22 protein-coding genes are annotated in these 17,051 nt (G+C 67.5%); 9 read left to right on the top strand and 13 right to left on the bottom strand.

The features are described from left to right. Window positions 1–39: 39 nt before the first annotated feature. Window positions 40–1,137, bottom strand: coding sequence for a bifunctional diaminohydroxyphosphoribosylaminopyrimidine deaminase/5-amino-6-(5-phosphoribosylamino)uracil reductase RibD (ribD, locus tag CL52_RS17145; RefSeq protein WP_043222021.1), 1,098 nt, complete (start codon window positions 1,135–1,137; stop codon window positions 40–42). Then, window positions 1,137–1,604, bottom strand: a complete 468-nt coding sequence (gene nrdR / locus CL52_RS17150; RefSeq protein ID WP_041110273.1) for a transcriptional regulator NrdR — start codon at window positions 1,602–1,604, stop codon at window positions 1,137–1,139. Before nrdR ends, ribD begins: the two co-directional genes overlap by 1 nt. A 117-nt stretch (window positions 1,605–1,721) precedes the next feature. On the opposite strand from nrdR, the gene CL52_RS17155 reads away from it, so the two are divergent. Genes CL52_RS17155 through thpR form a run of 3 tightly spaced genes read left to right on the top strand, consistent with a single transcriptional unit; the run spans window position 1,722 to window position 3,342 of the window. Then, window positions 1,722–2,144, top strand: a complete 423-nt coding sequence (locus CL52_RS17155) for a YbaY family lipoprotein (protein WP_043222023.1) — start codon at window positions 1,722–1,724, stop codon at window positions 2,142–2,144. Beyond that, window positions 2,141–2,809: a class I SAM-dependent methyltransferase gene (locus CL52_RS17160; protein ID WP_043222026.1), complete on the top strand. Its 669-nt coding sequence runs from the start codon at window positions 2,141–2,143 to the stop codon at window positions 2,807–2,809. Before CL52_RS17155 ends, CL52_RS17160 begins: the two co-directional genes overlap by 4 nt. Then, a complete protein-coding gene (gene thpR, locus CL52_RS17165) occupies window positions 2,806–3,342 on the top strand; it encodes an RNA 2',3'-cyclic phosphodiesterase (protein WP_043222028.1) in 537 nt (178 codons plus the stop codon). The genes CL52_RS17160 and thpR overlap by 4 nt, the downstream gene beginning before the upstream one ends. 6 nt (window positions 3,343–3,348) lie before the next feature. On the opposite strand, the gene yedF is transcribed toward thpR, so the two are convergent. Continuing rightward, window positions 3,349–3,585 carry a sulfurtransferase-like selenium metabolism protein YedF gene (gene yedF, locus CL52_RS17170; protein WP_041110269.1) on the bottom strand — a complete coding sequence of 79 codons (237 nt, stop codon included), beginning with the start codon at window positions 3,583–3,585 and terminating at the stop codon, window positions 3,349–3,351. Further along, window positions 3,557–4,780, bottom strand: coding sequence for a selenium metabolism membrane protein YedE/FdhT (yedE, locus tag CL52_RS17175; protein WP_043222030.1), 1,224 nt, complete (start codon window positions 4,778–4,780; stop codon window positions 3,557–3,559). Before yedE ends, yedF begins: the two co-directional genes overlap by 29 nt. Before the next feature lie 186 nt (window positions 4,781–4,966). Here yedE and trxA point away from each other — a divergent pair, with 186 nt between their 5' ends. After that, a complete protein-coding gene (gene trxA, locus CL52_RS17180; protein ID WP_043222032.1) occupies window positions 4,967–5,836 on the top strand; it encodes a thioredoxin in 870 nt (289 codons plus the stop codon). Between the two features lie 6 nt (window positions 5,837–5,842). On the opposite strand, the gene CL52_RS17185 is transcribed toward trxA, so the two are convergent. Next, window positions 5,843–6,184: a hypothetical protein gene (locus CL52_RS17185; RefSeq protein ID WP_041110266.1), complete on the bottom strand. Its 342-nt coding sequence runs from the start codon at window positions 6,182–6,184 to the stop codon at window positions 5,843–5,845. A gap of 109 nt (window positions 6,185–6,293) precedes the next feature. On the opposite strand from CL52_RS17185, the gene CL52_RS17190 reads away from it, so the two are divergent. Genes CL52_RS17190 through CL52_RS17205 form a run of 4 tightly spaced genes read left to right on the top strand, consistent with a single transcriptional unit; the run spans window position 6,294 to window position 9,406 of the window. Next, on the top strand, window positions 6,294–6,890 hold the full coding sequence (locus CL52_RS17190; protein ID WP_041110265.1) for a DUF2796 domain-containing protein: 597 nt from the start codon (window positions 6,294–6,296) through the stop codon (window positions 6,888–6,890). A 20-nt stretch (window positions 6,891–6,910) separates the two neighbouring features. Further along, entirely contained in the window at window positions 6,911–7,618 is a 708-nt protein-coding gene (locus CL52_RS17195; protein ID WP_041110276.1) for an ABC transporter ATP-binding protein, read from the top strand. A 2-nt stretch (window positions 7,619–7,620) separates the two neighbouring features. Next, window positions 7,621–8,886, top strand: coding sequence for an ABC transporter permease (locus tag CL52_RS17200; protein WP_043222034.1), 1,266 nt, complete (start codon window positions 7,621–7,623; stop codon window positions 8,884–8,886). A 7-nt stretch (window positions 8,887–8,893) separates the two neighbouring features. Continuing rightward, a complete protein-coding gene (locus CL52_RS17205; protein WP_043222036.1) occupies window positions 8,894–9,406 on the top strand; it encodes a DUF3299 domain-containing protein in 513 nt (170 codons plus the stop codon). Window positions 9,407–9,420: 14 nt separating this feature from the next. Here the strand turns inward: CL52_RS17205 and CL52_RS17210 are convergent, their stop codons facing one another. The 6 genes from CL52_RS17210 to CL52_RS17235 are packed head-to-tail and all read right to left on the bottom strand — an operon-like array spanning window position 9,421 to window position 14,317. Next, window positions 9,421–10,512, bottom strand: coding sequence for a tetratricopeptide repeat protein (locus CL52_RS17210; protein ID WP_043222038.1), 1,092 nt, complete (start codon window positions 10,510–10,512; stop codon window positions 9,421–9,423). A gap of 1 nt (window position 10,513) precedes the next feature. Continuing rightward, window positions 10,514–11,230, bottom strand: a complete 717-nt coding sequence (locus CL52_RS17215) for an energy transducer TonB (RefSeq protein WP_041110261.1) — start codon at window positions 11,228–11,230, stop codon at window positions 10,514–10,516. Beyond that, window positions 11,230–11,643, bottom strand: a complete 414-nt coding sequence (locus tag CL52_RS17220) for an ExbD/TolR family protein (protein WP_041110260.1) — start codon at window positions 11,641–11,643, stop codon at window positions 11,230–11,232. The genes CL52_RS17215 and CL52_RS17220 overlap by 1 nt, the downstream gene beginning before the upstream one ends. A 10-nt stretch (window positions 11,644–11,653) precedes the next feature. Continuing rightward, window positions 11,654–12,190 (bottom strand): MotA/TolQ/ExbB proton channel family protein, encoded by a 537-nt coding sequence (locus tag CL52_RS17225; RefSeq protein WP_249330127.1) that lies wholly within the window; start codon window positions 12,188–12,190, stop codon window positions 11,654–11,656. A 1-nt stretch (window position 12,191) separates the two neighbouring features. Next, window positions 12,192–13,538, bottom strand: a complete 1,347-nt coding sequence (locus CL52_RS17230) for a MotA/TolQ/ExbB proton channel family protein (RefSeq protein ID WP_041110258.1) — start codon at window positions 13,536–13,538, stop codon at window positions 12,192–12,194. Further along, window positions 13,535–14,317 carry a DUF3450 domain-containing protein gene (locus CL52_RS17235; protein ID WP_043222040.1) on the bottom strand — a complete coding sequence of 261 codons (783 nt, stop codon included), beginning with the start codon at window positions 14,315–14,317 and terminating at the stop codon, window positions 13,535–13,537. Before CL52_RS17235 ends, CL52_RS17230 begins: the two co-directional genes overlap by 4 nt. 183 nt (window positions 14,318–14,500) lie before the next feature. Here CL52_RS17235 and CL52_RS17240 point away from each other — a divergent pair, with 183 nt between their 5' ends. Beyond that, entirely contained in the window at window positions 14,501–15,178 is a 678-nt protein-coding gene (locus CL52_RS17240) for an OmpW/AlkL family protein (RefSeq protein ID WP_041110256.1), read from the top strand. Window positions 15,179–15,244: 66 nt separating this feature from the next. Here CL52_RS17240 and CL52_RS17245 read toward each other — a convergent pair whose 3' ends face one another. Together CL52_RS17245 and CL52_RS17250 are read right to left on the bottom strand one after the other, a co-directional pair. Beyond that, complete coding sequence (locus CL52_RS17245; protein ID WP_043222043.1) at window positions 15,245–16,174, bottom strand: NAD-dependent epimerase/dehydratase family protein; 930 nt, start codon at window positions 16,172–16,174, stop codon at window positions 15,245–15,247. Further along, window positions 16,167–17,051 carry a sugar nucleotide-binding protein gene (locus CL52_RS17250; protein WP_043222045.1) on the bottom strand — a complete coding sequence of 295 codons (885 nt, stop codon included), beginning with the start codon at window positions 17,049–17,051 and terminating at the stop codon, window positions 16,167–16,169. Before CL52_RS17250 ends, CL52_RS17245 begins: the two co-directional genes overlap by 8 nt.

A 17,051-nucleotide genomic window follows, 5' to 3' on the forward strand; every position in this document is an offset into this window, starting at 1 on the left:
GGTGTCCCGCGCCGGTCACCCGGCCTGGCGCGGCGCCCTCTACTTCGGCGTTGCGACGATCTTCCAGTCCCCGCCTACCGCGCGAATATCGCGGATGCAGAGTTCGCGCGCCTCGCTCATGCGCTCGAGCGGCAACTCGAGCAGCGGCCGCGCCGAAGAACCGAGGAACTTGGCGGCGACGAACAGCTGGTATTCGTCGATCAGGCCCTGCGCGGCGAAGGCGCCGACCAGGCGCGGGCCGGCCTCGACCAGCACCTCGTTGGCGCCTCGCGCGGCCAGCTCGCCAAGCAGGGCTGCGAGATCGACGCGCCCCTCGCCAAGCGTCAGCAGCTCGTGGCCGGCAGCGCGGTAGGGCGCGGCGTCGACCGAAGCGGCGGCAGCCACCAGCGCCGGCCCGGCCTGGAAGAACGGCGCGCCCAGCGGCACCCGCCCGCGCCCATCGACCAGCACCCGCAGCGGCGGGCGCGACAGTGCCAGCGCCGTCTGCGCCTCATCCAGCCCCAGCTCGGCGCCGCGCACGGTCAGCCGCGCGCCGTCCATCAGCACGGTATCGGCGCCGGTCAGCACCACGCTGGCGCGGGCGCGCAGGCGCTGCACCTCGGCGCGGGCCGCCGGTCCGGTGATCCACTGGCTCTCGCCGCTGGCCATCGCGGTGCGCCCGTCCAGGCTCATCGCCAGCTTGGCGCTGACGAACGGCAGGCCGCTTTCCATGCGTTTGATGAAACCGCGGTTGAGTTCGCGCGCCTCGCCCTCCAGCACCCCGCTGGCGACCTCGATGCCGACGCTGCGCAGCAGCGCCAGGCCGCGCCCGGCGACCTGCGGATTGGGGTCCTGCATGGCCGCCACCACGCGACCGACGCCAGCGGCGACCAGCGCTTCGGCGCAAGGTGGCGTACGCCCGTGATGGCTGCAGGGTTCCAGGGTGACGTAGGCGGTGGCGCCGCGGGCCTGCTCGCCGGCCTGGCGCAGGGCATGCACTTCGGCGTGCGGCTCGCCGGCGCGTAGGTGCCAGCCCTCGCCGACCAGCTGGCCGTCCTTGACGATCACACAGCCGACCCGCGGGTTCGGGTGGGTGGAATACAGGCCCTGGCGCGCCAGCTGCAGCGCGCGGGCCATCCACGCCTGATCGGGCAGCATCAGGCCTTGCCCGGATCGCGCGAGGACAGCCGTTCGATCTCCTCGCGGAACTCGTTGAGGTCCTGGAAGCGGCGGTAGACCGAGGCGAAGCGGATGTAGGCGACCTCGTCGAGCTTCTGCAGCTCGGCCATCACCAGCTCGCCGAGCACGCGCGACTTGACCTCGCGCTCGCCGGTGGCGCGTAGCTGATGCTTGATGTGGCCAATGGCGGCCTCGAGGCGCTCGACGCTCACCGGGCGCTTCTCCAGTGCACGCTGCATGCCGGCACGCAGCTTGTCCTCGTCGAACGGCTGGCGGCTGCCATCGGACTTGATCAGACGCGGCATCACCAGTTCGGCGGTTTCAAAGGTGGTAAAGCGCTCGCCGCAGGCCAGGCATTCGCGGCGCCGACGGACCTGGTCGCCTTCGGCCACCAGACGGGAGTCGATGACCTTGGTGTCATGCGCGCTGCAGAAGGGACAATGCATGGTGACATTCGTGGTCAGAGTGTGAGGAGCGCCATGGTAGCGCATCGCCCAGGCAAGACAAACGAGGGCGCAGTACCATGCCGTATGCCCTGCCACTGCCCCGCCGGAGGAGCCTTCGTGCCGTTTCGTCCCATCCTTTTCAGCGCCGTCCTGCTTGCCGTTGCCGGCTGCGGCAGCCAGCCGAGCGAGGCGCCGGTGCAGCCGGTCGAGCTGCCAGTGCAGCAGTCGGACATCCTCAACCAGCTGCAGGGCCGACTGATCGGCGTTCCGGCCGGCAGCCAGGTCGAACTGGCCCTGCTGGAAGTCGACCGCCGCGACCAGCCCGACCGCCTGCTCAGCTCGCTACAGCTGCAAGGCCAGGGCGAGCCGCTGCCGTTCGCCCTGCAGTTCAACCCCGAGGCCTTTCCGGCCGGACGCACGGTCGAGCTGCGCGGCCGCGTGACCCGCGCGGGCCAACTGATCATGCGCCTGCCGGCGATCCCCATCGAAAGCGCCGGCAGCCAGGCGCTCGGCGATCTGCGCCCGGTGCCGGCGCCATGACCCCGCCGCGCGAGCTGCAACAGGCGCTGGCCGCCCTGCTCGGCGATGCACGCCTGGCCGCCGAGACGCTACCAGGCACCGATCTGCGCCTGTGGCTGATCGATGCGGCGAACATGGATCGCGCCTTCAGCCCAGACGAAACCCGGCGCATCCTCGAGGAGCCACCCTACTGGTGTTTCTGCTGGGCCAGCGGCCTGGTCCTGGCGCAGTGGCTGGCCGAGCATCCCGAATGGGTGCGTGGCCGGCGTGTGCTGGACTTCGGCGCCGGTTCGGGCGTCGCCGCAATCGCCGCGGCCAAGGCGGGTGCGGCCGAAGTGGTGGCCTGCGATCTCGATCCGCTGGCGCTGGCGGCCTGCCGCGCCAATGCCGCGCTGAACGAGGTTCAGCTGAGCTACTCGGCGGACTTCTTCGCCGAAGCCGATCGCTTCGACCTGATCATCGTCGCCGACGTGCTCTACGACCGCGCCAACCTGCCGCTGCTCGACCAGTTTCTCAGCCGCGGCCGCGAGGCGCTGGTGGCCGACTCGCGGGTGCGCGACTTCGCCCACCCGCTGTACCAGCGCCTTGGCATGCTCGAAGCCTGCACCTGGCCGGACCTCGCCGAACCAGAGGAATTTCGCCGGGTCAGCCTCTACCACGCCCGCCGCGCAGAGGCGGCAGCATGAACGACCCGCTGCGGCTGTTCTTCGCCCTGCCCTGCCCGGCCGACCAGGCACAGGCCATCGGCCGCTGGCGCGACGAGCAGGGCCTGGACGGGCGCGCCGTACCGCTGGCGAACCTGCACCTGACGCTGGCGTTTCTCGGCGCGCAACCGGCCGACGCACTGGCCGAGATCGCGCGCCTGGGCGAGTCGATCCATGCCGAGGCCTTCGAGCTGCGCCTGGATCGGCTGATCAGCCTCGGCAAGGGGTTCACTTGCCTGGCGCCAGAGCAGCCGCCGCGCGCGCTTGGCGACCTTGTCGCGCTGCTGCGCGCCGGCCTGGCTGAACGCGGGCTGCCGGTGGACGACCGCCCCTTCCTGCCGCATCTGACATTGATGCGCCAGGCAGGCGAGCGCCGGCACGCTACGCCCCCGACATTCGCCTGGCCGGTCGAGTCCTTTGCGTTGTATGTGTCGGAGCAGGAGGAAGGCGGCGTGCGTTATCGGCCGTTGCGGCACTGGCCGCTGCGCCGGAGCACAGCGGCCGCCGCGAGCTGAGCGAACTCAGGCGGGTACGCGAATCAGGAAACGGAACAGCGAACCATGCTGCTCCACCGCGAGGCAGTCGTAGCCCTTGGCACGGGTGTCCTCGGGGATGCCGTTGACCGATTGCGAGCAGTCGGTCACCACTTCGAGCAACTGCCCCGGCTTCATCGTCTCGAGGGTTTCGAGCGTGGCAATCGCGTTGTACGGGCAGTGTTCGCCTCGCAGGTCAAGCGAGAGATCGGGTACCTGGCTCATCGAGCGAGCTCCTTTTCGGTTGGAATCGTTTGGCGTTGAGGTGCACCAGCAGCATGGCCACGGCAAGCCCGGCGAACGTCAGCATCAACCCGCTGGTGGGGCCGAAGCGCTCGAGCAGGTTGACCTTCGGATAGGGCAGCGCCAGGGTGCTGCCAAGTGCGTCCCAGTACACCGCGACGAGGGTGCCGCCGATGACGTTACCGACGCCGACCACCCAGAAGTGCACCTGGCCTTCCATCGCGCGGTACATCCAGCCGGTTTCGCAGCCGCCGGCGACCACGATGCCAATGCCGAACAGCACGCCGCCGATGATCGCGTTCGGGCCCATCCAGAAGATCTTCGGACTCGCACCCAGCGCAATGGCGCCGAAGGTACCGACGCATGCCACGGTCATGCCGAGCAGGATGCCGTACGCCGCGCGGGTGCGGCCGGTGGTCCAGAGGTCGCGCGCGGCACTGGTGAAACAGATCTGCGCACGCTCGATCAGCCCGCCGAACAGCAGCCCGAACAGCACCGCCATGCCCAGCACCAGCGAGGCGTCGAAACGCCAGGCGGCAAAGGCCACCGCCACCAGCGCAACGCCGACACCGATACGCGCCTGCAGGCCGGCACGCCGGCGGGTCGCTTCAGGGTCGGCAAACAGCGCACTGGCCTGAGTACCGACCCGCAGCGGCGTGCGCAGCCAGGGCAGCAGGCAGATCTTCACGCCGACCCAGGCGCCGGCCACAGTGGCGAGCATGAAGGCCCAGGCATGCAGGGAAAACATCGGAATGCCGGTGAAGAACGCCGCCAGGTTGCAGCCCATCGCCAGGCGCGCACCGAAGCCGGCGATGATGCCGCCGACCAGCCCCTGCAGCAGGCGCCGCCGGCTGGTCGGCCAGCGCAGACTGACGTTGTTGGCCCACAGCGCGGTGCACAACGCACCGAGCAGCATGCCGATGATCATCACCCCGTCGACCCGATCGAGCGGCGTGCCGTTCAGGCCAAGCAGCTTGAAATAGCTCCACTGCTCGGGCTGGGCACCGAACCAGGCCAGCACATGGCCGCCCCAGCGGGTGAACTCGCCGGTAACGGCCCAGAAGGTTCCCGTGATTGCAAAGTAATAGGCAGAGGCGACCCCGAGTGCGACCAGTGCCGGCAGCGGCGACCAGAAACGCACGAGGTAGCGCTCCCGAAAAGCGGAGAGCGAGGACATTTGAAGCTCCTTTTGACGCGCGACTGCAATCGCCGCACCGGTCTAGGAAGGGTTGTGTGGCCCGGCAGCGTCGGGCCGGCGCAACCTTAGCCCAGCGCCCGCGAAGACGCGAGTACTTGCATGGCGCCGTCGGCGCCCCCATGTCATCCTGCAGCCTTTTCCCTGCCCGCCCTCGACGAGATTCCGATGAGCCAGAGTCCCTTCATCTTCGATGTCACCAGCGCCAATTTCGAGCAGCTGGTGCTGGAAGACTCCTTTCACAAACCGGTGCTGGTGGACTTCTGGGCCGAGTGGTGCGCGCCGTGCAAGGCGCTGATGCCGCTGCTGGCGAAGATCACCGAGGAGTATGCCGGCGAGCTGCTGCTGGCCAAGGTCAACTGCGACATCGAGCAGGACGTGGTGATGCGCTTCGGCATCCGCAGCCTGCCGACGGTGGTGCTGTTCAAGGACGGCCAGCCGGTCGACGGCTTCGCCGGGGCGCAACCCGAATCAGCGATCCGCGCGATGCTCGAACCGCACGTGCAGCTGCCACCGGCGCCAGAGGCCGACCTGCTGCAAAGCGCCAGGGAGCTGTTCGCCGAAGGCCGCATCGGCGATGCGGAAAACACGCTCAAGCAGTTGCTTGGCGAGGACAACGAGAACGCCGAGGCGCTGATTCTCTATGCCCGCTGCCTGGCCGAACGCGGCGAGCTGGGCGAGGCCGAAACCGTCCTCGCTGCAGTCAAGGGCGACGAGCACAAGCAGGCGCTGGCCGGCGCCCGTGCGCAGCTGACCTTTCTGCGCCAGGCCAACGACCTGCCGGAGCCCGCGGCGCTCAAGTCGCGCCTGGCGCAGGACCCGGGCGACGACGAGGCCACCTATCAACTGGCCGTACAGCAACTCGCCCGACAGCAGTACGAAGCCGCCCTCGATGGCCTGCTCAGGTTGTTCGTGCGCAACCGCAGTTTCAACGAAGGCGTGGCGCACAAGACGCTGCTACAGGTATTCGACCTGCTCGGCAACGATCACCCGCTGGTCGGCCAGTACCGCCGCAAGCTGTATCAGGCGCTCTACTGAGCTGCTTCAGCCGATCCAGCGATAGGTCGGGGCGTCGGCACCATGCTCGACCTGCACCTGCTCGCTGTGCCGCAGCCTGACCAGCAGCCGCTTGGCCGCTTGCTCGCTGCCGGCCAGCACGCGCAGCTCCTCGAAGAGTTGCGGGCCTTCGAGAATGCCGGCCTGGCGCAGGCGCTCCTGGGCGGTCTGCCAGAGCGCATCCTCTCGCGGTCGCCGCGCGCCGCCCTGCTCCGCAGCCGCGGGCTGCGCCGCGACGAAGCCCGCGGCCAGATTCGCCCAATCCTCGTTGTCGAGTTCGATGGCAAGGTCGACCGGCCAATCGCCGATCTTTCCGCTGATCCTGATCATGACCGCCTCCAAGCGCGAAACGTCTCATGCTCACATGCCGCAGGAAATCTGGCCAGCCGCAAGCAAAAGTTGTTATAACGTAACGGACGCTTTCCTACCGGAGCCCTCCATGCGCCAGCTGATCGCCTTTTCGACCCTCGTCCTGCTGCCGGTACTGGCCCAGGCGCACGAGCACACCCAGGAACAAGCCGAGCACGATGCCGCGGCCACCCACGCCGCGCTGCACGCCCATGAACATGGTGTTGCCGAGCTCGATGTGGCGTTCGAAGGCACACGCCTGGACCTGGAGCTGCGCAGCCCGGCGATCAATCTGCTGGGGTTCGAGCACGCACCGGCCGGCGAGCCGGACGAACGCCGCATTGCCGCCGTGAGTGGCGATCTGCAACAGCCGCAAAGGCTGTTCGGCATACCGGCACAGGCAGGCTGCGCCGTCAGTGAGCAGGAGATCGACAGCTCGCTGCTGGGCAGCAATCACGCCGGCTACAACCGCGAGGGCACCTCGCGGGCGGCCGACGATAACAGCCATAGCGACATCCTCGCGCGCTACAGACTCCTGTGCACCGAGCCGACCAAACTGACGCAACTGGACCTCAGCGCGCTGTTCGCCGGCTATCCCGGGCTCGAACGCGTGCGTGTGCAGCTGATCGGCCCCGGCGGTCAGCGTGCTGCGGAGCTGGGCCTGCGCGCGGCGACCCTCGAGTTCTGACGATGCCCGCCGAACACGCCATGGCTCCGCCCGTCCTCGAGATCCACGATCTGCATTTCGCCTGGCCCGGGCAAACCGAGCTGCTGCATATCCCGCAGCTGAGCCTGCACCAGGGTGAACGGGTGTTTCTCGAAGGCCCTTCGGGCAGCGGCAAGAGCACGCTGCTGGGCCTGGTCGGTGGCGTGCATATGCCCGACCGCGGGCACGTCCGCCTACTCGGCCGCGACCTGGCCAGCCTCGGCGCCGCAGCCCGCGACCGCTGGCGGGTCGATCACACCGGCTTCATCTTCCAGCAGTTCAACCTCCTGCCGTTCCTCTCGGTAAGCGCCAACGTCACCCTGCCCTGCGGCTTCTCGCGCCTGCGCAGGGAGCGTGCCTGCGGTCGACACGGCAGTACGGAGCAGGCCGCAAGCCGGTTGCTCGAGCATCTCGGGCTGCCCCCGTCGCTGCTCGAGCGCCGCGCCGACTCGCTCTCCATCGGCCAGCAGCAACGGGTCGCCGCGGCTCGTGCGCTGATCGGCCAGCCGGAACTGGTGATCGCCGATGAACCGACCTCGGCGCTCGATGCCGACAGCCGCGAGAGCTTTCTGCGCCTGCTGTTCGACGAATGCAGTGCAGCCGGCGCCAGCCTGCTGTTCGTCAGCCACGACCGCAGCCTGGCGGGCCTGTTCGACCGCAGCCTGTCGCTGCCGGCACTCAACCGGGCCCGCCCGATCACGGAGAGTTGAGCTTGCATCTGTTGCGCCTGGCCTTGGCGAGCCTGAACAACCGCCGCTTCACCGCCCTGCTGACGGTCATGGCCATCGCGCTCTCGGTGTGCCTGTTACTGGCCGTCGAGCGCATCCGCACCGAGGCACGCACCAGCTTCGCCAGCACCATCAGCGGGACCGATCTGGTGGTCGGCGCGCGCTCCGGTTCGGTGAACCTGCTGCTCTACTCGGTATTTCGCATCGGCAACGCGACCAACAACATCCGCTGGGAGAGCTTCGAGCACTTCGCCAATCACCCGCGGGTGCGCTGGGCGATACCGCTTTCGCTAGGCGATTCGCACCGCGGCTACCGGGTACTCGGTACCAACCGGGCCTATTTCGAGCATTACCGCTACGGGCGCAAACAGCCGCTGGCTCTGGCTGAAGGGCGGCCGTTCGCCACGGCCCCCTTCGAAGTGGTGCTCGGCGCGGAAGTTGCCCAGCAATTGAACTACCGGCTCGGCGATTCGCTGGTGCTTGCGCACGGCGTCGCCCGCATCAGCCTGCTTCAGCACGACGACAAGCCCTTCGAGGTGGTCGGCATTCTCCAGCGCACCGGCACACCGGTCGACCGCACGCTGCACATCAGCCTGGCGGGCATGGAAGCGCTGCATGCCGACTGGCGTCATGGCGTACCGGCCCAGGGTGCGGCGCGACTGAGTGCCGCGCAGGCGCGCGAGCTGCCGCTGCAGCCCCGGCAAATCACCGCGTTTCTTCTTGGCCTGGACAGTCGCCTTGCCACCTTCGGCCTGCAGCGCGAGATCAACGGCTACCACAGCGAACCGCTGCAGGCGGTGCTGCCCGGGGTAGCGCTGCAGGAATTGTGGAGCCTGATGGGAACCGCCGAGCAGGCGCTGCTGGTCATTTCGCTGTTCGTCGTGCTGATCGGTCTGGTCGGTATGCTGACGGCGATCCTCACCAGCCTCAACGAGCGCCGCCGGGAAATGGCCATCCTGCGCTCGGTCGGTGCGCGCCCCTGGCATATCGCCGGGCTGTTGGTCGCCGAAGCCCTGCTGCTGGCAGTCGCCGGCATGCTGCTTGGCGTCGCGCTGCTCTATCTGGCGATACTGGGGGCGCAGGGACCGCTGCAGGCGCACTACGGCCTGTACGTTCCCCTGCGCTGGCCCGGCCAGCATGAATGGCGGCTGCTCGGCGCGGTGCTGTGCGCCGCCGTGCTGATGGGCGGCGTACCCGCCTGGCGCGCGTACCGGCAGTCGCTCGTCGACGGCCTGTCCATTCGCCTTTGAGAACGCCATGCCCAGACCCCTGCCGATCCTGCTGCTGTGTCTGGTGTCATCCTGGGCGACCGCCGAGATACGCGAGCTACGTTGGTCGGAACTGGTACCGGCCGATGCGCCGCCCCCGGCCCCGCCGGCCGCAATGCACGACCTGTCGCAACTGGCCGATGTACTCGCCGCCGAGAATGGCCCCGCAGCGGCGCAACAGCACCCGAATGCGCCGGTGGTGCAGGCGCTGGACGGCCTCGAGGTGCGTCTGCCGGGTTACATCGTGCCGCTGGAAATCAGTGAGCAGGAGCGCGTCGTGGAGTTCCTGTTGGTGCCTTATTTCGGCGCCTGCATTCACGTGCCGCCGCCGCCGTCGAACCAGATCGTCCACGCCATCAGCGAGCCAGGGGTAAAGGTAGAGCAACTCTATCAACCGTTCTGGATCGAAGGTCCGTTGCGCGTCGAGCCAGCCAGCAGCGAGCTGGCCGAAGCGGGCTACAGCATGCAGGCGCAGCGTATCTTTCCCTACGACCTGCCCTGAACGGCGGGCGTGGCTCAGTTGGTGCGGGCGACCTGACGCTCGCGCTCGAAGCTCAGCTCACTCTCCGCCCACTCACGCCAGGCGCGCACCTGGCGCCGCTCGGCCCCGGCACGTTCAGCCTTGCGCAGCGCCTCAAGGCCGGCCTGCCAATGGGCCTGCTCGAGTTCGAGCTGGGCCAGATTCATCCACAGCTTCGCCTGGCCGCTCCGGGCCGCCAGCTCGCGGTACAGTTCCGCCGCTGTGCTGCGCTCGCGCGCCTGCCACCAGAGCTGCGCCAGCCTCTCGCGGCGGGTCGCGCTTCCTTGCAACAGACCGGCGTCGAGCATGCCGTCCAGCAGTCGTGCGGCTTGCCAGGGTTGACCGGCTGCGGCGGCCAGCAGCACCAGGTTGTCCAGCTCCGCCTCGCTAAAGCGTAGGCCCTTGGCGTAGGCGGTGCGCAGCGTGGCCAACGCCCGCTCGTCGGCGCCGGCCAGTTGCTGCAGCCCGGCCAACTGGCGCCAGCTACGCGGCTGGTCTGGGTGGCGCAACAGCAGCTGGCGCTGCCAACGCTCGGCCGCAGGGTAGCGCTTGAGCTCGGCGTTGCCGGCCACCAGCAGTTGCAGCCAGACGTCCTCGGCGCGCGGATTGGCCGCCACATAACGTTCGGCCAGGGGCAGCGCCTTGGCATGCTGGCCGAGCCCCTGGTACGCCTGCACGAGCATGCGCAGGATATCGGCATCCTGCTGGTCCGCCCCCTTCAACAGGCTGACGACGCGGGCGAAGTCGCCTTCGGCGAGGTACAGGCGCGCCAGGTTGGCGCGTTCGGCGGCGAGTGTCTGCTCGTCGAGCTTGCCGCTGGCCAGCGCCTTGTCGAGCCACCGCACGGCGTCGGCGGTATCGCCCTGCGCCCAGGCCAGGTAGCCAAGGCTGCGCCAGACCAGGGCCTGCTCGATGCTGCCAGGCTTGGCCCCGGCGCCCTGCAGCGCCTTTCGCGCAGCACCATAGTCACCCTTCTGCTGAGCGCTTTGCGCCTCTTGCAGAGCGCGGTATACGCCAGGTGCAATACTTTGCGCCGCCTGCGCGGCACTGGCGAAGGTCAGGATCAACACGAGCAGCAGACGAGGCATCTCAGCGTTCTCCTTGCAGGCGGAAGTGCAGGGTCTTCACGGCTTCGCGCGAAACCGCCACGCCGTTCTCGGTGCGTGGAGCAAAGCGCCAGCGAGCCGCCGCCCGGCGCGCCTCGCGGTCGAAGACGTTGCGCGGCGAAGCCTCCAGCACGCGGATGTTTTCCACCCGGCCGGAGGGGGAAATGGTGAAGGCCAGCTTGATATGCCCTTCGATCCCGCGTTGCCGGGCTCGGTAGGGATATTCGGGACGAACATCGTTGAGCGGCACCACCTCTTGCTCCGGCCCGCCCGGTTGCCCGCCCGCCTCGGCGGCGGCAGCAGCCGCGGGTGCCGTGGCAGCTGGCGCAGGGGCCGCAGCGGCGCTCAGGCCGCTCAAGCTCGGCGCCGGTGCCGCGGCGACCGACACACCGGCATCGATGTTCGGCAGATCGAGATCGAGCTTTGGCAGATTGGCCGCCGGGGTCGCCATGCTCGGCGTCGGTGGCGTCGGTGGCTGCGGCGTCTTGGGTTGTGGCGGCTGTGGCGCCTGCTGGCGCGTGCGCGTCGCAGCGTCCTGGTTGCGCCCATCCATGCGGACGAAGTTGGCGACTGCGACGGGCTCGTCGCTGACTTCGCTGCGCGGCGGCGAGACCATGCTCAGCATGAGTGCGAACAGCAATACGGTGACCACACAGGCCGCCAGCAGCGAAAAGCCGGCGCGGCTCAAGCCCTGGCGCATTACCGCGCTCCCGTGCTGGCCGCCAGCGCCACGTCGCGGACCCCGGCCTGTCGCGCCTGATCCATGACCTGCACCACCAGGCCGGTGCGTGCATCCTGGTCGGCCTGCACCACGACCGCACCATCGGGCTGATCGACGCGCATGCGCTCGACATGGGCGCGCACGCTGCGCACGTCGATCTGCTGCTTGTCGATCCAGATCTGGCCGTCGGCGGTCACGGCGATGAGGATGTTGCCCTTGTCCTGGGCGCTGGCGGTATCGGCCTGCGGGCGCTGCACCTCGACGCCGGACTCCTTGACGAAGGAGCTGGTGACGATGAAGAAGATCAGCATGATGAAGACCACATCGAGCATCGGCGTGAGGTCGATGCCGGTGTCTTCGTCCTGCTGGTAATGATGGCGACGCATACGCATCAACAGCTCCTCAATCGTGACGCAGCTGGTCGGCCAGCCGGTCGAGCGACAGCCGGGCGATACGCTCGAGGCGCGCCAGGCTGAACAGTCCAGTGATGGCCAGCACCATGCCAGCCATGGTCGGCAGGGTGGCTTGCCAGACGCCAGCGGCCATGCCGCGCGGGTTGCCGGTACCGTTGAGCGACAGCACATCGAACACGGCGATCATCCCGGTCACGGTGCCGAGCAGGCCGAGCAGCGGGTAGAGCGCTACCAGCGCCTTGCTCAGGCGCAGCGGCCCGGCCAGTTGCTGCTGAGCCTGCGCCAGCCAGGCGCTGCGTACCGCGCGCTGCCAGGTGCCGGGCTCGCTGGCCAACCGGGCCCAGGCCTGGCGGCGGGCGTCGACCCAGCGCGGGAACACCCGGCGCATGTACCAGAGGCGCTCGAACACCAGCGTCCAGTACAGCACGCAGAGCACCGCCAGCGCCCACATGACGACCCCACCGGCGGCCATGAAGTCGAGCAGCAGATGACCGCTGTCGACCAGCCGCAGCCAGAGCCCGTGCATATCAGTCACGACGAGGCGTTCCCGACAAGTGCAGCGCGATCAGGCCCGCGCTCTGCTGTTCGAGGAGCTGGATCAGCGCCTTGCTGCGACTGGCCAGCAGCGCGTGCAGGAACAGCAGCGGGATGGCCACCACCAGGCCCATCACGGTGGTTACCAGCGCCTGCGAGATGCCATCGGCCATCAGCCGCGAATCACCGCCACCGCTCTGGGTGATGGCCTGGAAGGTAACGATCATGCCCGTCACGGTGCCCAAGAGACCAAGCAAGGGCGCAACAGCCGTCAGCAACTTGAGCAGCGGCTGGCCGCGCTCCAGCGGCGGCGTTTCCTGCAGGATCGCCTCGTCGAGCTTGAGCTCCAGGGTCTCCAGGTCCGCAAGTTGCGGCTTCGGCCCGAGCACACCAATGATGCGGCCGAGCGGATTGTCGTCGCGCGGCCGCTCGAGCTCGCGCATCTGGCTGGCGACCTTGCGGCCGACGCCACTGAGATAGACCATTCGCCAGCCCGCCAGGCACAGGCCGAGCACACCCAATGCGACAATGACCCAGCCGACCAGCCCGCCCTGCTGCAGGCGCGCCCAGAAGTCCGGCTCGCGCTGCAACTGCGCCAGCAGCGTGCCGCGGCTCGGGTCGATCGGTAGCACACCCAGTGCCTCATCGCTGCGCAGATAGTCATCGACTTCGCCCATGCCGGAAGGCTGCCGAGCCGGTGCCAGCAACTGACCGGCATCGGCGTCGTAGCGCAGGAAGTCATCCTGGCCGAAGACCGAGAATGTGCCGACGCGCAGCACCGGCTGTTCGCTGCGCTGGCCGTCGACCCCAACCACCGGAAGGCTGACCTGCTCGACCCGACCGCTGGCGGCCAGGTCCTCCAACAGCGTCATCCAGAACGCATCCAGATCCTCGGCCGAGGGCAGCGTGCGGCTCTCGGCGAGCCCTCGCAGTTGCGCCAGGCGCTCGGGATATTGGGCATTGAGAAGGCTGTCCTGCCACTGCCCGGCAATGTCGCCGGCGCTCTGGCGGACCACACCGAACAGCTCGCCCAGATGACCGACGCGCTGGGCCAGCAACTTCTCCTGCTCGGCAAGCAGCGCTTCCTGCCGGTCGAACTCGGCCTTGAGCCGTTCGGCCTCGGCCTGCTGCTCGGCCAGCGCCGCCTTGGCCTGCGCCAGCAGACGGGCCTGTTCGCCGCGGTCACGCACGAAAGCCTGCTCGCGCGCCTGCATGGCGCTCGCTTCGGCGGCCCGCTCACTGCGGATGCGCTCAAGCAGCTGATCGGGATTCAGCGGCTCGGCGGCATTCACCAGTACCGGCGCCAGCAGCAGCGCCAGCAGAGAAAACAGACGACTCATTGCGCACTCTCCCGACCGAGGGTTTTCACCGGCAATTCCAGGTAAGCCGGGGCCTGCTGCTGACGCGCGATGGCAATCGCCTGGGTCAGCGGGCGCCGTGCGCTGCCGTCGAGCACCTCCCAGCTGCGGGTCGCCGGATTCCACCAGCCGCTCTCATGAGCATCCAGGGTCTGGTAATAGAGCATCACGCGGCCCAGGCGCAGAAACTCGACACTGCGCGAACCGCCCTCGACCGGCAGCTCGCCGCGCCAGGCCTCGAGGGTGCGGCCGTAATCGCTCTCGATCTGATACGCCTCGAGAATGCGACGGTACTTTTCCGCCAGGCTGACATCGGCACGTGGCAGCAACTCCTCGAGCTGTGCCAGACGGTCGGCCCGCTCGTCCGGCAGGAACGGCAGATCCGCCTCGATGAACTGCCCCAGCACCTCCACCATGCGACTCATCTGCGGCGTCACTGCCTCCTGAGTGCCCTCGATGCCCTGTAGCTGCCTTTCGTAGCCTTCGAGCTCCTTTTGCTGCGCCGCCGTCAGCTCACGCATCTGCGCGTTGTAAGCCTTCAGGGCCTCGGCCTGCTGCACGGCACTGCGATAGTCGGTAAGCATCTGGCGGGTGGCATCGTCGAGCTGCTCGATGCGCGCCTGGGACGAGGCTGCCTCCTCGGACAGACGCTCACTCTCTTCGAGCGCCGCATCGAGTGGAGCAGCCATTAGCGGCGCAGCGAACTGCACGCAACAGGGCAGCACGGCGACCGCCAGCAGGCGGGGAAGGACGGACGACATGGGGAATCCTTGCTAGGAGAATTTAACTCAAAGAAGAACCATTATCATTAGTAAATTGATCTAAAGCAAGCAGGGCAAAAGGTCGCAGCACGGCCCCCCGTTTTCATTGAGCCAAGTCAAAAAGCCCCAATCGGCCACACCTACCATTGCCCCATCGAATTACGCACACATGGAGCAAGCATTATGCGCAAGACCCTGTTCACCGCTTCCGCGCTGGCCCTGGCGCTGGCCGCCCCCTTCGCCCAGGCCTTCGAGGCCGGGGACATCATCGTTCGCGCTGGTGCGATTACTGTTGATCCAAGGGAAGACAGCGGCGCCTTGAAGGTGGATGGCGCAACGCTCGGCGGTCAGGCAACCCTAGACAGCGACACTCAGCTGGGCCTGAACTTCGCCTACATGCTGACTAATAACCTTGGCCTGGAGCTGCTGGCCGCTACGCCATTCAGCCACGAAGTAGGTGTTAAAGGCCTCGGAGGCCTCGATGGCAAGCTGGCCGACATCAAGCATCTGCCGCCGACCCTCAGCGTTGTTTACTACCCACTTGAAGCCCAATCCAGCTTCCAGCCTTATGTCGGCCTGGGCATTAACTACACGACCTTCTTCCAAGAAGATCTCGCGAGCGCTCGCGAAGCTCAAGGGTTCAGCAACTTGAAGCTGGACGACTCCTTCGGTCTCGCCGCCCAAATTGGGATGGACTATATGCTTACGGAGAACGTCATGTTCAACGCTCAAGTGCGTTACATCGACATTGATACCGAAGCGACTGTCGACGGCCCAACCGCACTGAGCGTCGGCAAGACCAAGGTAGACGTGGATGTAGATCCTTGGGTCTACATGGTCGGCCTCGGCTACAAGTTCTGACGAACCTAGCCGTCCCAGACAGCAGAAAGGCGCCCATCGGCGCCTTTCTTGCGTTTTCACCAGGCGTTATCGCCGCAACAGACGGGCCAGGCCATCACGCATGCTGGTCGGCGGCTGAGGAAGGCGATAACGCGCCAGCAGGCGCGCGTTGTTCGCGCGCGAATGGCGGATATCACCGGGCCGTGCAGCCAGATAAGTCACCGGCGGCAACTGCCCGAGCACCTCACCAATCGCCGCCAGCAACTGGTTCAGCGAAGTGGTCTGGCCGAGCCCCACGTTCACCGCACCCATCTCGAATTCTGGCGTCTCGAGCGCCTGTACCAGCACCTCGACCAGATCGCCGACATACAGGAAATCGCGCGTCTGTTCGCCATCACCGAAGACACTGATCGGCTGGCCCCGCTGCGCACGCTCGGTAAAGATGCTGATCACGCCCGAATAAGGCGACGAAGGATCCTGGCGAGGCCCGTAGATGTTGAAGAAGCGGAACACCACCGGCTCCAGCCCATGCTGGCGCCGATAGAAGTCCAGGTAATGCTCGCTGGCCAACTTGTCCGCCGCATAGGGCGTCAGGGGTGCCTTGGGCGTGTCTTCGTCGATCGCGGCTCCCTCGCCGTTGTTGCCGTACACCGCGGCGCTGGAGGCGAACACGACCCTTCTTATCCCGGCGGCACGCATCGCCTCGCAGACATTGAGCGTACCGATGAGATTGGCGCGATGCGTCCCGACAGGGTCCTCCACCGAGGCCTGCACCGAAGCCACGGCGGCGAGATGGACCACCGCACCACACCCCTCGATGGCACCCCGAACGCATTCGGCGTCGGCAACATCGCCGACGATCAGCTCGACCCGGTCGTCTTGCGGCAGATTGCTGCGCTTGCCGGTAGAGAGGTTGTCGAGCACGCGAACCCGATAGCCGCGGGCAAGCAGGACATCGACCAGGTTGGAGCCGATGAAGCCGGCCCCCCCGGTCACCAGGATCGGCAGGTCAGCCATGACGGTAGTAGCGTTCCAGTAGGCTCGGCAGCCCGGCGCGCCAGGCGCGCGGCTTGATGCCGAAGGTATTGAAGATCTTCTTGCAGGCGAGCACGCCGTGCTGGGGTTCGTCGTCGGCATCCTCGCAAGCAGCATGGGCTGCCGGCTGCAGGACGTCGGCCGTCAGCTGGCGGTAGCGACTGGCTTCGGCAAGCAGAGCCTGACCGACCAGCAGCGGCGTCGAGGCTTCATGGCCGCCGTAATGATAGGTCCCCCACAACGGCGCCTGGCAGTCGAGCTGCTTGAGCACGGCGAGGATAACCCTCGCGGCATCATCCACCGGCGTCGGATTTCCGCGCCGGTCATCGGCAAGCCGGATCGTCTCACCGCGTTCCAGACGCTTGAGGAACCGCCCGAGCAAGCCATCGCTGCTGTCGTCGAGCAACCAGCCGAAGCGCAAAAGTACGTGCCTTGGGCAAAGCGAGCGCACGCTCTGCTCGAACTGCCAGAGCGACTGGCCGCGGACATCCAGCGGCGCGACTTCGTCCTTCTCGCTGTAGGCGGTCGTGCGCGCGCCGTCGAAGACGCGATAGCTGGAGGGCTGCAGAAGAATGAAGTCATGATGCTGACAGAGTTCGGCAAGACGCTCGACCGAGCGCGCCTGAGCAGCCAACGCGGCGTCGCTCGCCTGCCCGCTCTGGAACCAGTCGTAGTAATAGGCGAGGTTGACCACCGCATCCGGTCGGTTGTCGTCCAGCAGCTGGGTCAGGCTCGCCGCATCCCAACCGTGCGCTGGCGGCCGCGGTGCGAGAAAGCCGATGTCCTCTTCGGCCCCCAGACGGATGAGCGCCTGCCCGAGGGCATTGCCTCCACCCAACAGCAACAGGCGCATTCGCAT

Origin of the sequence: Stutzerimonas balearica DSM 6083 (assembly GCF_000818015.1) — a bacterium.
In the GTDB taxonomy this organism is placed as follows: domain Bacteria; phylum Pseudomonadota; class Gammaproteobacteria; order Pseudomonadales; family Pseudomonadaceae; genus Stutzerimonas; species Stutzerimonas balearica.

Bases quoted from the DNA above. Each gene is read 5' to 3' on its own strand.
- ribD (WP_043222021.1), bottom strand. From the start codon at position 1,137: ATGCTGCCCGATCAGGCGTGGATGGCCCGCGCGCTGCAGCTGGCGCGC.
- nrdR (WP_041110273.1), bottom strand. From the start codon at position 1,604: ATGCATTGTCCCTTCTGCAGCGCGCATGACACCAAGGTCATCGACTCC.
- CL52_RS17160 (WP_043222026.1), top strand. From the start codon at position 2,141: ATGACCCCGCCGCGCGAGCTGCAACAGGCGCTGGCCGCCCTGCTCGGC.
- thpR (WP_043222028.1), top strand. From the start codon at position 2,806: ATGAACGACCCGCTGCGGCTGTTCTTCGCCCTGCCCTGCCCGGCCGAC.
- yedF (WP_041110269.1), bottom strand. From the start codon at position 3,585: ATGAGCCAGGTACCCGATCTCTCGCTTGACCTGCGAGGCGAACACTGC.
- yedE (WP_043222030.1), bottom strand. From the start codon at position 4,780: ATGTCCTCGCTCTCCGCTTTTCGGGAGCGCTACCTCGTGCGTTTCTGG.
- trxA (WP_043222032.1), top strand. From the start codon at position 4,967: ATGAGCCAGAGTCCCTTCATCTTCGATGTCACCAGCGCCAATTTCGAG.
- CL52_RS17185 (WP_041110266.1), bottom strand. From the start codon at position 6,184: ATGATCAGGATCAGCGGAAAGATCGGCGATTGGCCGGTCGACCTTGCC.
- CL52_RS17190 (WP_041110265.1), top strand. From the start codon at position 6,294: ATGCGCCAGCTGATCGCCTTTTCGACCCTCGTCCTGCTGCCGGTACTG.
- CL52_RS17195 (WP_041110276.1), top strand. From the start codon at position 6,911: ATGGCTCCGCCCGTCCTCGAGATCCACGATCTGCATTTCGCCTGGCCC.
- CL52_RS17205 (WP_043222036.1), top strand. From the start codon at position 8,894: ATGCCCAGACCCCTGCCGATCCTGCTGCTGTGTCTGGTGTCATCCTGG.
- CL52_RS17210 (WP_043222038.1), bottom strand. From the start codon at position 10,512: ATGCCTCGTCTGCTGCTCGTGTTGATCCTGACCTTCGCCAGTGCCGCG.
- CL52_RS17215 (WP_041110261.1), bottom strand. From the start codon at position 11,230: ATGCGCCAGGGCTTGAGCCGCGCCGGCTTTTCGCTGCTGGCGGCCTGT.
- CL52_RS17220 (WP_041110260.1), bottom strand. From the start codon at position 11,643: ATGCGTATGCGTCGCCATCATTACCAGCAGGACGAAGACACCGGCATC.
- CL52_RS17225 (WP_249330127.1), bottom strand. From the start codon at position 12,190: ATGCACGGGCTCTGGCTGCGGCTGGTCGACAGCGGTCATCTGCTGCTC.
- CL52_RS17230 (WP_041110258.1), bottom strand. From the start codon at position 13,538: ATGAGTCGTCTGTTTTCTCTGCTGGCGCTGCTGCTGGCGCCGGTACTG.
- CL52_RS17235 (WP_043222040.1), bottom strand. From the start codon at position 14,317: ATGTCGTCCGTCCTTCCCCGCCTGCTGGCGGTCGCCGTGCTGCCCTGT.
- CL52_RS17240 (WP_041110256.1), top strand. From the start codon at position 14,501: ATGCGCAAGACCCTGTTCACCGCTTCCGCGCTGGCCCTGGCGCTGGCC.
- CL52_RS17245 (WP_043222043.1), bottom strand. From the start codon at position 16,174: ATGGCTGACCTGCCGATCCTGGTGACCGGGGGGGCCGGCTTCATCGGC.
- CL52_RS17250 (WP_043222045.1), bottom strand. From the start codon at position 17,051: ATGCGAATGCGCCTGTTGCTGTTGGGTGGAGGCAATGCCCTCGGGCAG.